The organism is Pseudozobellia thermophila (assembly GCF_900141855.1).
Taxonomy (GTDB): Bacteria; Bacteroidota; Bacteroidia; order Flavobacteriales; family Flavobacteriaceae; genus Pseudozobellia; species Pseudozobellia thermophila.
Genome location: NZ_FQYU01000002.1, coordinates 35434 through 48442, shown reverse-complemented (window position 1 = coordinate 48442; position 13009 = coordinate 35434). Strand labels below are relative to the sequence as shown.

Here is a 13009-nt window from a genome sequence, read left to right as displayed (position 1 = left end):
GGTTTTAACACCAAAAAATGTCCCATCCTTGGTCATGGTTATCGGGTGATATCCCGTACCAATAGCTATTTCGCTGGTTTAAAAATGATAAAGAGCAAGGTATAGCCAAGCAAGAACAAGAGGTACCAGGTATTGAGCACCAGATCCGGATAGTCCAACCTTCCCTTTGAAAAGCTTAAGATCATCAAAACCTGCGCCCCGTAGGGCAATAATCCTTGTGAAATGCAGGCAAAAATATCAAGAATGGAGGCGGTGCCCTTAGTATCCAGGCCGTAATCATCGTTTATGGTCTTGGCAATGGGGCCGGCTATGATAATGGATACGGTGTTATTGGCTATGGCCAAATTGGTCGTGCCCACCAAGGTCGCGATGCCCAACCGGGCCGTTTTCTTGCTTTTGATGCGTTTTTTTATATTGACCAGAATATAATCGATCCCTCCATTTCTTTCCACCAAGGCCGCCAAACCTCCCGTGAGCAATGACAATAGAAAAATCTCCGTCATATTGGTAAACCCGGTATAGGCGATCCGGGACGATTCCATTAGCGTAAAATCCCCGGAAACAATTCCCAGGAGTCCCGCTGAAACAACTCCCAGCAACAAAGTCACGAACACATTGACACCTAGAATGGAGAGAACAATGACCAAGACGTAGGGCAGTATTTTTAGTACCGAATAGCTATAGGTGGCCGCCTCCGTTTCGGCATATGTAAGGTCCCAACCCTGAAAGAGTAGGATACCCGTGGTAAGCAGGGCCGCAGGCAAGGCAATTTTAATATTCTGTCTGAACTTATCGCCCATTTTACAACCCAGGGATTGGGTGGCCGCAATGGTGGTATCGGAGATTACGGATAGATTATCCCCGAACATACTCCCTCCCAACAAGGCACCGCACAAGAGGGCCAGATCGGCACCGCTTTCATCGGCAAACCCGACTACAATGGGAGACAGGGCTACGATGGACCCCACCGAGGTACCCGTGGAGACCGACAAAAACCCTGCAATGACAAAGATTCCCACATAGATATAACGAAGGGCGATTAAGTCCAACCCCATATTAACGATGGCATCCACACTTCCGGTTTTTGTGGTAATGGCGGCAAAGGCTCCGGCCAAGAGATAGATCAAGCACATGGTCAATATCTTCTCGTCACCACAACCTTTTAAGAAGGTGCTAATCTTTGCTGACACGGATTCCCCGAACATTATAAATGCTACCACAACGCCAACTATAACCGCCATAGGGGCGGGCAGGGCGTAAAAATCGCTTTGGTGGACACCAACGCCCAAAAAGGTAAAAACAAAGACCAAAAGGGGGATTAACGCCGAAAATTTAGGGGTGACCTTGCTTGTAACTGCCATTGCTCCATATGCATTTCAAAAAGGAAACAGCGGCAAATACGAGGACGTATGGGGTAACATTTGTTCCAACGGATTGGCCTATCTCTTGAGCACCTTGCTTGTTATTGCAGGTTGCTATCTCCTCTTTTGAGATTCTTGATAATTAATTTAAGCCGGCAAAAGTAGGGTATAAAACCATCGGCCTATCTTAAAAAAAGTTAATTTCCCGGACCTGCTTCCTTAGAGTAGTTTTTTGGCTTGCAAGGTTTCCTGCAACCGGTCGTGGTTCTCCCAAAACCGATCTTCGATTTTTTGCATTACCGATTCAAATTCGGGATGTTTTTGTAAAGGTGCTATTGCGGGATCCAATTTCATAAACAACAGGATCCAGTATTGGTAATGGTTTTTGGTCGCAAATTCCTTGAGTTGGGCAATCGCCAGGTCGAGCTTTCCCTCGTGGGCATATCTGACCGCCATACTGGCCGGCTTATAAATGGATCGATCCCGTTCACAATAGTCTACATACATCTTGAAAAACCGGGAAGCCTCTTCGGCAAACCCCATTTTTTCATATACCAAGGCAAGTTTAATATCTTCCTGGGGGTAGATGGCCAACCCTTTTGATGTTCTAATTTCATCAAACCGTTTGTAATAGTGGTAGGCACTGTCGTATTCCCTTTTAAAATAATGCAACTTGGCGGTTTCCTGTAAAATATCCAAGCGGTTAGTGTCTTTTTGCAATTCCGTTTTGATAAGGTTAAGGGTTTGTTGCAAATCCCTGTCCTTGGCGTATAAAATATAGGCCTTTACGTAGGGCGCGTAGTAATTCTGTGGATTGAACCGCAGGGACGTTTCAATATAATCCAAGGCCTCTTCGGTAAAACCCGATTGAATGAGGGCATTGCCCAAATTTAGATAGATGTAACTCCTAGCTACGGAATCATTGGCCGCAATATCCAATTGGATTCCCTTCAAGGCATATTCGAGGTATTTTCCGGTATCGGGTATAAAATTGGAATACAGGAGGGCCAGCATCTGTACCACCGCCGAAGAATTCGGATTGTATTCCAAGGCTTTTTGAAGGTGGGGCACCGCCAAGCGATAATCGCCCGTATGCTGGTAGTAAAGGGCTTTGGCCATAAGACTTTCGGCAAGCTTGGGATCGTAGAGCAGGGCTTTATCGGCATAATTGTTAATTTGCTCCGTGTACTTCTTTTCCTTTTTATAAAGATCCAAATAGTAATAGGCAATGGCCAGATCGGCATAGACCAGGGCAAACTCGGGATCTTCTTCCAGGGCTTTTTCAAACAAGGGAATAGCTTCTTGCAAGCCTGCTTCCGATCTCAATAAAAAAGGCTCTTGGGCCTTGAGGTAGTAATCATAGGCCACCAGGTTATCGGTAGGCTTTTTATCGATCTGTTCCCATTCCGAAGGGGTCACGTTCGCCTCAACGGCATTGGCGATCTTTTTGGCCACTTCGTTCTGCAGGGCAAAGATATCTACCACTTCGTGGGTATATTGTTGTCCCCAGATGCGGGAATCGGTAGCGGCATCGATCAACTGTATGTTCAGCAGCACCTGATCGCCCACTTTCTGCCCGCTGCCCTCCACAATATAACTGACCCCCAGGTCGGAGGCTATCTCACCGATGTTCTGGTCGGAATTGCGATATTTTTCTACCGAAGTACGGCTGACCACCCTTAGATCCTCGATTTTCTGCAGGTTGCCCAAAGCGGCCTCCATCAAACCATTTACAAAATAGAGGTTGGTCGAATCGCTGCTCTCGTTTTTAAAGGGAAGCACCGCAATCGATTTTTCAATATCGGGTCTCTGGGAAGCCTCGGAACCCGGGGAGAAGGGGTTCCACAAAAAAAAGGACCCTATGAGCAACAACAAAATTGCCCCTGTCAAAGGCCATTGAAAGCGTTTTAAAAAAGGAAGCTGTTTTTCGGGGACCTGCCCGGGATCAAGAATCGTTTCCGTCACAGCGTGTTTGCCCACTTCCCCGGGGGGATAGCCATAGTGTTCCCTAAAACATTTGATAAAATAGGAAGTACTGCCAAAACCCACGCGATAGGAAACCTCGGAAACCGTAAGGTCGGAATCCTTCAACAGCTCCATCGCCTGTTGTAGGCGTACCTGCCGAATAAACTGACTGGCCGAAAGTTGGGTCTGTTTTTTACATTTCCGCAAAAGGTTGGAACGGCTCATGTGCATGGCCGCCGCCAGTTCCGATACCCCAAAATGCTCATCGCTTAAATGGGCTAGGATCAAGGCTTCGGCCTGCTCGGTAAACGGACTTCCTTTTAACGGGTTCGGCATGGTATTTTTTTGGTGGCGGGCCACGGGTTAAACAAATATAATCGAATACGCGCCAAGATAAAAATAAGGGAGTTGCGTCATAATTTATATGCCTGCGCCATAATTTTTATCACTTCCGCAAGGCTTATACACATTGCCCCATAGGTGATTGGTGCTGCATCAGCGTATACGGGACCTTTGGAATATCAAATTATTAGTCAAATCACAAAAAAGTAAAATCATGAAAAAACAAGAAAACCGTCCCGTCAAACAAATGAGCTATGTACTCCTTATTATAGCCATGTGCTTAGCCGCCTGCGGACAACAAAAACAGAAGGGCAATGACCAAACCATGGCCAAGACCGAAGTAAGCGCACCGGATATTCCCCTGACACAAGCCGTGGTAAGTGGCAACCTCGAAGCCGTAAAGCAGCATATCGAAGCCGGTACCGACCTTGACGAAAAAGATGCCCTAAGTGGGGCCACCCCTTTAATGTCGGCCATAACCTTTGACAAGACCGAAATCGCCGCTGCCCTTATCGATGCCGGTGCCGATCTTGAAATAAAAAACAACGACGGTTCCACCGCCCTTCACGTGGCCGCGTTTTTTGGTAGGGTAGAACTGGTACAGTTACTAATGGACGCCAAGGCCGACAAAACCGTCAAGAACAACTATGGCGCTACCCCCCGGGAAACGGTCTCCGGACCTTTTGAGGACATGAAACCCATCTATGAAATGATGCAGCAGCAATTGGGGCCTATTGGATTGGACCTAAACTTGGCCGAACTGGAAAAGGCACGTCCCGTTATCGCCATGATGCTACAATAACATATAACCCTTCAAAAAACGACAGTCATGAAAACCGTTCGACGTTACGATATAGACTGGCTAAGGGTCATCGCCATAGCCTTGTTATTGATCTACCATATAGCCATTGTTTTTCAGCCCTGGGCCATGTTCGTTGGCTTTGTACGCAGCGAAAACGCCCTTGAGGGATTGTGGGTACCCATGAGCATGCTCAATGTGTGGCGCATTCCGATTCTATTTTTTGTATCGGGAATGGGACTCTTTTTCGCCATGCGAAAGCGCAACTGGAAACAACTGATAGGAGAACGCACCCAACGTATACTTATACCCTTCCTGTTCGGTATCGTGGCCATTTCGCCCCTGCACATGTATCTTTTTCAAGCCTTCTACAAGCAGCCGTTGACGTACTATCCCCATACGGGCCATCTGTGGTTTTTGGGCAATATTTTTGCCTATGTCCTTATTTTTCTTCCTGTTTTTCTTCTGTTGAAGCATCGCGGGGCAAGGCTTAAAAAGCTATTGGAAAAATTAATGGGTACCGTGGCGGGGCCACTGACCGTTTCCCTGTTCTTTGTACTGGAGGCCATTTGGGTAAAGCCACAGATCTACTCCCTTTATGCCGAAACCTGGCACGGCTTTTTTCTGGGAGCCCTGGCTTTCTTTTTCGGATACCTGTTCGTCTATATCGGTAGTCCGTTCTGGAATACCCTGAAAAAATGGAAATGGGCCTATTTGGCACTGGCGCTAGGGCTGTACACCCTACGACTTATAGCGTACCATATGGAAGCCCCGGGCTATTTAATGGCCTTGGAATCGACCTGTTGGATATTCGGTATTTTCGGACTTGCGTTCCAATACCTTAACAGGCCCGGCCGACTGTTGGAATATTTGAGCAAGGCGGCCTACCCGGTGTATATCATCCATATGTTCGCCTTGTATTTAGGGGCTTGGTTGATCCTCCCCTTAAACATACCTCCCTTTTTACAGTTCGTAGCCATTACCGTATTTACCTTTACGACCTGTTTTATACTATACGAGTTTTTGATCCGAAGGATTGGGGTTTTACGCCCCTTGTTCGGGTTACGCTTGGAAAAATCACCAAAGGAAAAATCATTGCAAGGGCATCCTACGGCCAAGGAAGCCATTTAAATAGTCTATTAACATCCGGCCCTAGAGAATACTGGGGCTGGATTTTTTACCGCCAAAAGGGAGGAGCCCCCGATTACATTTATCCCTCTTTCCTATCTTTGTCCTTCCATAGTACGGTACCATGCATAAAGTATCCGCTTTTATCTTCCTTTCACTGATATCATTGGCATTTTCCTTGCCCAACGAAGCGCCTCAAGAGGGCGGGTCAGAAAAAATAGCTTCCGATCACTTTCATAATTTATACCGGGTAAGTGATGGCTTATACCGATCGGAGCAACCCTCAAAAAAAGGGATGCAGGAGTTGGAAGCCCTGGGCATACAATCGATCCTGAACCTTAGACGCCAAAAAACGGATGAAAAGAAACTAAAGGACAGTAAACTGCATTTGGATCGTATCCCCTTAAAAGCCTCAAAATTGGACGAAGCGGATATTTTTAATGCCTTGTACCTATTACAACAAGCGGAGAAACCCGTACTTGTGCACTGCTGGCACGGTTCCGATAGAACCGGGGCCATTGTGGCCGCCTATAGAATGGTTTTCGACAACTGGAGCAAAAAGCAGGCCATTGCCGAATTTACCGAAGACCGTTTTGGCTACCACCAAGGCAGGTTTCCCAATCTGATTACCCTACTTGAGTCTTTGGACGTTGATGCGCTCAAAAAGAAATTGGGGCAAGAAAGCAGCTTCTAATGATCAATGTACAATCCACAAAAAAACAAGGGCCGGAAATTTATCCGGCCCTGTCAATTTATAACTTCCTTATAACTTTCGAAGTTTATAAGCCCCTAAGCCGCCCAAGACCAAAGTAATGAGCAAGGTAGGAAGCACCAAATAACCCCAGTCTATGTCGCGTTTCGCTGTATAATACGCCACTTTGTATTTGCTCCAATCGACCGAATCCGCAGGTTTGTTTTCAAAGATTTTAGTGTAAAACCCCAAACGCAGGTTCTCGTGAAACTTGCCCAGTTCTTTTAAGAAGCCCAAATGGCTAATCATATCCGTTCCCGCCAATATGTTGAAACTAAGTTGGGCGTGGGTGGGTCAGGCTTCGGTAAAGGTTATGATCAACGACCCGTTCACCAACCTATTTTCATTATCTATCCCACTAAACACCCCTTCTTGCGTACTGTTTTCATTCTTTAGGTAATAACTTTTAAAATAAATGTTCACCCGCTCCAGGGCGATAATGCCCGAGAAATTAAACCTGAAATTAATTACCGATCCCTTGTTCAAAAGCTCGATACGGTCTTTTTCGATGTAAACATTCTCGGTAAGGGTAACTATTTCGTAGTTCGTAGGGCGTATCTTGAACTTCAGGTTTTCCTTGAATCCATCGGCAAAATCAAAGGTAACGTCATAGGTGCCCGGAAGCTTGCCGTATAGGGAGGCATAGGGACTGTTACTGGACAGTTCAAGGGCATGCCGGGGTACGACGCTGGGGTTTACGATACGTTTGTTCCTTATTTCCATGGCGATATAAGGGGGAATGTTCGGGTCTTTCGACTTTTCCTCCATTTCCTCCTTGGTGGCACATTTTTCCAAAATGGAACGTCCTGCAACGGTATTGGTAAACAGATCAAAGGTACAATAGGTACCGATCAGGTATTGGATGTTCGAAGGGGCCCTGTGCCCCAAATAATAGATCTCACTGGCCCCGTCGATGTATCGGTCGCCCGAAAGGGTATTCGTTTTTATGGTGAGCGTATCGCCCTGCCGCTTGATGCTACCGTGGCTGTAATACTCCCTCATACTGCCATCGGCCAAGGGATACATAAAAATATGCTTTATTTTTTTCCAATTTTTGGAGATGATGGTCTGCCCCTTTAAAATAGTATTGTCCTCCCCAAAATAGTAGTTGATGTAGTAATAGGTAATTTCATCGTTGTTGCTGCGGATCAGGTCGAGCTGTTTGTCGTGCTCGCTTTTAGAGAGCCGGTATTCCCCTATAAAGGCCTCATAATCGCTATACCCCAAATACAACAGAATAATGTTCTTATAGTATTGGTTCAATTTGATAAGGGGCTTTCCTTTTTCGAGGTCCCGCGATTTATCGTAGAGGTACTTTCCATTGATAAACTCCGAGCCCAATTGCTCAAAATCGCTCTTAAGGCTCGGCTTGTTTTCATCATAGGCCCCATAGCCGTATAGTTGAAATGTTTTGGGCAGCTGTGCCAACCCGTGCCTGTCCATAAATTCCTCATGTACCTTATTGAGTAGTATTTTAAAGTATTCCGAGGTCAAGACCAGTGAACCAGAGCCGGTTAGCATAAATTCCTATTTTAAATTTAAAATTATGAAAAATATTTTTAATACTTAGAATGAATCATAATTAATATTCAAGGGTATACTTTTAGCAGGTAAACTAATCTCAAACAGGACATGAAAAATTCAATTGCACTCGTTCTTCTTTTGGTTTCCAGCTTGGGTTTTTCCCAAACTTTGGTCACCGGTAAGGTAACGGACCAAAACGGGGAACCCCTGCCCGGGGCAACGATCGCCGAAAAAGGAACAACGACCGGGGTGATATCCGACTACAATGGAAATTTTGAAATCACGGTCTCCTCAACCGAAGCGGTGCTATCCGTCTCCTACATCGGTTTTGAAACCCAGGAAATACCTGTTTCCGGCAAATCCCATATAGAAGTAGGGCTGGAGGAAACGGCCGTATCCCTGAGCGGGGTTACCGTGCAAGGTTTCTCGGGCGTAATGGGCAAGTCACGTAAGCGAACGGAATCCATCCAAACCACGCCCGAATCGGTTACGGCCCTGAATTCGGAAGGTATAGAAAGGGCGGGTATTACCGATATCAGCTCCTTCTCGAGCCTGGTCCCCAACCTAAAATTCAATTCTTCACAATCAATTGGGTTGAACTTTATTACCGTCCGTGGTATTCCCCAGGTGAGGGGAGGCGATGCCCCCTTGGCCTTCGTTATAGATGGGGTCACCGTTCCCGATCCCAGTTTGTTGAGCCAAGACCTGTACGACCTGGCATTGGTCGAAGTAGTCAAGGGCCCCCAAGGTGCCCTATATGGCAAAAATGCCATTGGCGGTGCCGTAAACATTTACACCAAGGACCCCACCAACAAAATGGGCAACCAGCTTAAACTGGGGGGTGGCAACGGGGGCTTTAAGCTGGCCCAGTTTGTCTCTTCCGGGGCGATCATCAAAGACAAACTGTTCTATCGTTTTTCTACACAGTACAAAGATTTTGACGGCTTGTTGACTAACGAGTTTCTGGATAAAAAGGTAGACTTTAGGGAGGATATCAATGTAAGGGGGCAGTTGAAGGCAAGGTTGTCCTCCAATTTCTCCATAACCGGTTCCTACCAATATTTTAATATAGATGGCGGTGCTACCTACTATTCGGTCAACCCAACGGGAACAGATGGGGAATTTACCGGTGGCATTCTAGACCCCAACCCATCGGACGGTAACAACGTTATCTTTTCCGATGTCTTGGGAAGATCGGAAATGACCAACAACTACGGTACCCTTAAAATGGACTATAACCTATCTGGGGTGAAACTACAGGCCATAACCTCGTTCAACAAGGTAGATCGTTCCACGAACGGTGATCTGGATTTTCTGGAGTTGGACGGATTGACACAGGGCGAGGAAATTACCACCAAGACCTTTAACCAAGAGATTAGGCTTACCAATGCCAAAACGAATACCAAATTCGATTGGAGCCTAGGTGGATTTTATCAGAAAATCAAAAAGGATTTTTATCAAAACGGTACCACAGGGGTCGATTTTGGCGGTCCCGATGCCTATGATACCGCCGATTACATCAATGAGACACAGACTATTGCCCTGTTCGGTTTTGGAGACTATAAATTGACGGACAAACTCACGCTATCCGCCGGTTTCCGTTTGGATATGGATAATTTTACGCAAGACGATCTCCTATTTGCGACGAATTCCGAAAGGGACAATAGCGAATTTCAGCCCAAGGTATCCTTGTCCTATCAAGCCAATAAAAATGTATTGCTATATGCCAACTACGGCCGGGGCTATCGGAACGGGGGCTATAACGCACAGCCTACCGATTTGTTCAATGGCGATTTTGACGATGAAACATCCGACAACTACGAATTGGGATTTAAGACCAGTTCTTGGAACGACCGCCTTATCTTCAACGGTTCGGTATTCTACTCTACCTTGAACAACCAGCAACAATATATCCTGGACCTGACCACCTTTATAGCAGGTGTGTACAACTATGATAAAAGCGAGGTGTTCGGCTTTGAACTCGAATCCCGTGCCAGATTGTCTAACTTCTTGGATGTCTTTGCCAATTTTGGTCTGACGGATGCCGAGATCGTGGACGGTGGAACCACCGGTGGCGAAGACGGTACCCTTACCGACAATACCGCCTATAACGGTCAAAAAACACCCTTTGTTCCCGTTAGTACCTTCGGCGTTGGACTCGAATCGTCCTTTGATATTACCGATAATTTAAAGTTCAGCGGCTTCCTAAACCTCGATACTACGGGCAAGACCTACTGGCACGAGAGCAACCGGGACGCCTTTACCACCGATGCCTATTCTTTATTGGATACCCGTTTGGGACTTTCCTATAAAAACTGGAAGCTTGAACTGTGGGGCAAAAACCTGACCGATAAGGCGTACTACCAAGAATTCTCCCCCGGAGAGTTTGTAGGGAGTCCCGATGACGTGGCCTGGAGAGGGCAGCCCTTGACCGTTGGAACCTCCGTTTCCGTGAAGTTCTAAAACCCATTCATTTTACCTAAAAATACCATGGGCATCGCCAAAGATGCCCTTATCATCCTATTTTTTAAACGTACATATGGAAACCAAAAGAGCTCGTTTTTCTAGAATATTGATTGAAGAAATGTTCCAGGTAAAGCCTGGGGAGACCGTGGCCATAACCGCCGATCTCGGAACGGAAAGGGCAACCATCGATGCCATGGCGCAAGCGGCGCAAAAGGCCGGTGCACTGCCCTTGGTCATGTACATTCCCCAAGCCAAAAAAGACAGTCAGGCCGGAATGAAGGATTGGCCTTCGGAAGCCCTGACTGCAGCACTGTTGAAAGCGGATGTATGGATCGAGGCCAATGCCGTCGTTATCCTGTATTCCGATATTTGGGAAACCGCCATGCGCAACAACAAAAAACTGCGTTATTTGATCATTGCGGAAAGCAGTATCGATTCCCTTGACCGTGTTTTTACGGGCTATCGCATACCTGACCTAAAAAAGTTGTTGGAAAGGCTTACCCATATGGCCATGAAGGCAAAAACCGTTCGCATTACCAGTAAAAACGGTACCGATGTCTCCTATGCCATCGATACCGACTATACCTTTGACTACGATGATGGCGATTTTTCCATGCCGAAGTTCGGTACGGCACCGGGCTTTGTAAACATCGTACCCAAACTGCACAGTATGAACGGGCGTATCGTCTTCGATTATTTACAGCATGCCCAACCTACGAACAAGCTGTCCTTTTTATTGAAAGACGGAATTATCACCGAAGTGGAAGGGGAGGGGGCCGCAGCATTTAAGGACTACCTCGCCTCCTTCGAAGATGGGAATATGTATAAGATTTCACACAATATGCTGGGATTCAATCCCAAGGTCCATAAAATTACGGGCGAACTGGTAGAGGACGAACGTATTTGGGGCGGGGTCGATTTTGGCTTCGGACATACCAGTGCCATGGATATGCCCCCCTTCGGACAAATGGCGAAATCGCATTTTGACGGCGTAGTGGCCAAGACCAGTATTTACTTCGATGACGTTCAAATTACGGACAATGGCGAAGTTTGTCACCAAGAATTAAGACCTTTGGCAGAGCGCTTGTTAAATACCGTCAATGTCTGACCACGAAAACCAATACTGCACGAGTAAAGTAGCCCCGAAGGACTTTGTGTCGGGTTGGGTCGTTGCCCTTATCATCGCCAGTACCGGCCTGTCGGTATCCACCCTGTTCTTGGGTTCGGAGATTGCCTTGGCCCTCGGCTTCGAAAAGGCCCTTATTGCCTTTGGGGTATCGACCTTGGTGTTGACCCTCATGTGCATGGCCACCACATTGATAGGCAATAGGTCAAGGTTATCCACCTATATGATCCTCCATTTTAGTTTTGGGGAAAAGGGGGCCAAGATCGTCAACTTTATTTTTGGGGTTACCTTGGTCGGCTGGTTCGCCGTAGCATTGGAATTATTGGCCATTGCCATTTTTGATACCACAATCAGCACTTTTGCCATAGAAATTCCCAAATCGCTCATTATCATCGTAACCAGCTTGTTTATCACCATTACAACGGTTTATGGTATACGCAGTATCGAAAAGGTGGCCAATATCTCCATCCCCATTTTAACCGCCTTTTTGGGCTATGTCTTTTACCTTTCCTTGGAAAAATTGGAGAGTCCGTGGCAACTCTTCGATTATGTACCTGCGGAAAATAGCATGACCCTTTTTGAGGCGACTTCCATATTGGTGGGGGCCTCCATCCTGTTTCCGGTCTTAATGGCCGATTTCTCAAGGTTTATCAAGACCGACAAGCAAAGCCTAGGCGCCGTTCTTGGCCTGACCATTGGAACGCCCTTGGCCTATATATTAAGTGCGGCACCCTCGATACAGACCGGGGAAGTGGATATCATTAAAATAATGGAACAATACCATATGGTGATTCCCGCTTTTTTATTGCTGTTTATTTCTACCTGGAGCACCAATGCCACCAATTTGTATTCGGCCAGCCTCACCTTTACGACCATCCATAAAAAATGGACCTTCAAGAAGGTGACCATTGTATCGAGTATCTTCGGAACCCTACTCGCCATGCTGGGTTTTGCCACCTATCTTTTCGACTTTTTGGAGTTCTTGGGCATTTTTGCCCCGTCTATTTCCTCCATATATTTCATCCACTTTTTTTGGGTGAAAAACCAACAGTACCATCTGGACGAGATCCGACCTTGGGAAGCAACGGCCCTGATCAGTTGGGGCTTAAGTTCGGTAATATGTATTTTCACCTATTTGGAAGTATTTCAGCTTACCGGAGCTTACTTTATTGATTCCTTTCTATTGGGAGGGCTCTTCTACCTCATACCCAACCGAAAGAAGATTTTTAACAAAAAGCCTTAGTTGTACAGGATGTTTTGGTGCGAAATCACATGGTCCTTCACCTTGGCCTGAAACGCTTGCGGGGTTTGCCCGGGGCAATTTAAAGAAACGGCTAAAATGGGAATGATCCTTGAACCCGAGGTTGTACGCTATTTCCTTGATCGTATTCTCACTGTGTAGAATTTGTCGCTTGGCTTCCAACATAAGTCTGTTATGAATGAGCTGTACCCCCGTTTTATCAAGCTTTTCCTTTAAGATTTGATTGAGACGTTTGGCGCTGATGTGATATGACACACCTCACAATGTTGGGCATCGGAATCATCAA

The 13009-nt window shown here is 46.4% G+C and carries 10 protein-coding genes, 1 pseudogene and 1 riboswitch; of the genes and pseudogenes, 6 read left to right on the top strand and 5 right to left on the bottom strand.

The window, feature by feature from the left end; genetic code table 11:
- Nucleotides 1-65: 65 nt before the first annotated feature.
- Both BUB37_RS05460 and BUB37_RS05455 read right to left on the bottom strand, forming a co-directional pair.
- Nucleotides 66-1361 (bottom strand): Na+/H+ antiporter NhaC family protein, encoded by a 1296-nt coding sequence (locus BUB37_RS05460; RefSeq protein ID WP_072989965.1) that lies wholly within the window; start codon nucleotides 1359-1361, stop codon nucleotides 66-68.
- A gap of 49 nt (nucleotides 1362-1410) precedes the next feature.
- Nucleotides 1411-1508, bottom strand: a riboswitch (SAM-I-IV-variant riboswitch).
- Nucleotides 1509-1580: 72 nt separating this feature from the next.
- Nucleotides 1581-3662 carry a helix-turn-helix domain-containing protein gene (locus BUB37_RS05455; protein ID WP_072992524.1) on the bottom strand — a complete coding sequence of 694 codons (2082 nt, stop codon included), beginning with the start codon at nucleotides 3660-3662 and terminating at the stop codon, nucleotides 1581-1583.
- Between the two features lie 220 nt (nucleotides 3663-3882).
- Between BUB37_RS05455 and BUB37_RS05450 the strand changes: the two genes are divergently transcribed.
- The 3 genes from BUB37_RS05450 to BUB37_RS05440 all read left to right on the top strand — a co-directional run bounded on the left by BUB37_RS05450 (nucleotide 3883) and on the right by BUB37_RS05440 (nucleotide 6289).
- Nucleotides 3883-4470: an ankyrin repeat domain-containing protein gene (locus BUB37_RS05450; RefSeq protein ID WP_072989961.1), complete on the top strand. Its 588-nt coding sequence runs from the start codon at nucleotides 3883-3885 to the stop codon at nucleotides 4468-4470.
- 27 nt (nucleotides 4471-4497) lie between these two features.
- Nucleotides 4498-5598 carry an acyltransferase family protein gene (locus BUB37_RS05445; RefSeq protein WP_072989958.1) on the top strand — a complete coding sequence of 367 codons (1101 nt, stop codon included), beginning with the start codon at nucleotides 4498-4500 and terminating at the stop codon, nucleotides 5596-5598.
- A gap of 121 nt (nucleotides 5599-5719) precedes the next feature.
- Entirely contained in the window at nucleotides 5720-6289 is a 570-nt protein-coding gene (locus BUB37_RS05440; protein WP_072989955.1) for a dual specificity protein phosphatase family protein, read from the top strand.
- A gap of 69 nt (nucleotides 6290-6358) precedes the next feature.
- Here BUB37_RS05440 and BUB37_RS05435 read toward each other — a convergent pair.
- A pseudogene (locus tag BUB37_RS05435) lies at nucleotides 6359-6619 on the bottom strand (DUF3526 domain-containing protein); the annotation flags it as partial.
- 21 nt (nucleotides 6620-6640) lie between these two features.
- On the bottom strand, nucleotides 6641-7867 hold the full coding sequence (locus BUB37_RS05430; protein ID WP_072989948.1) for a hypothetical protein: 1227 nt from the start codon (nucleotides 7865-7867) through the stop codon (nucleotides 6641-6643).
- A gap of 111 nt (nucleotides 7868-7978) precedes the next feature.
- Between BUB37_RS05430 and BUB37_RS05425 the strand changes: the two genes are divergently transcribed.
- From BUB37_RS05425 to BUB37_RS05415, 3 genes are all read left to right on the top strand, one after another.
- The gene (locus BUB37_RS05425) at nucleotides 7979-10333 is read left to right on the top strand and encodes a TonB-dependent receptor (protein ID WP_072989945.1); all 2355 of its coding nucleotides are present in this window, start codon (nucleotides 7979-7981) and stop codon (nucleotides 10331-10333) included.
- A gap of 76 nt (nucleotides 10334-10409) precedes the next feature.
- Entirely contained in the window at nucleotides 10410-11444 is a 1035-nt protein-coding gene (locus tag BUB37_RS05420; RefSeq protein WP_139278070.1) for a 2,5-dihydroxypyridine 5,6-dioxygenase NicX family protein, read from the top strand.
- Entirely contained in the window at nucleotides 11437-12705 is a 1269-nt protein-coding gene (locus tag BUB37_RS05415) for a purine-cytosine permease family protein (RefSeq protein ID WP_072989939.1), read from the top strand. Before BUB37_RS05420 ends, BUB37_RS05415 begins: the two co-directional genes overlap by 8 nt.
- On the opposite strand, the gene BUB37_RS05410 is transcribed toward BUB37_RS05415, so the two are convergent.
- Nucleotides 12643-12978 (bottom strand): helix-turn-helix domain-containing protein, encoded by a 336-nt coding sequence (locus tag BUB37_RS05410; RefSeq protein WP_244526744.1) that lies wholly within the window; start codon nucleotides 12976-12978, stop codon nucleotides 12643-12645. The genes BUB37_RS05415 and BUB37_RS05410 overlap by 63 nt on opposite strands.
- Nucleotides 12979-13009: the final 31 nt, after the last annotated feature.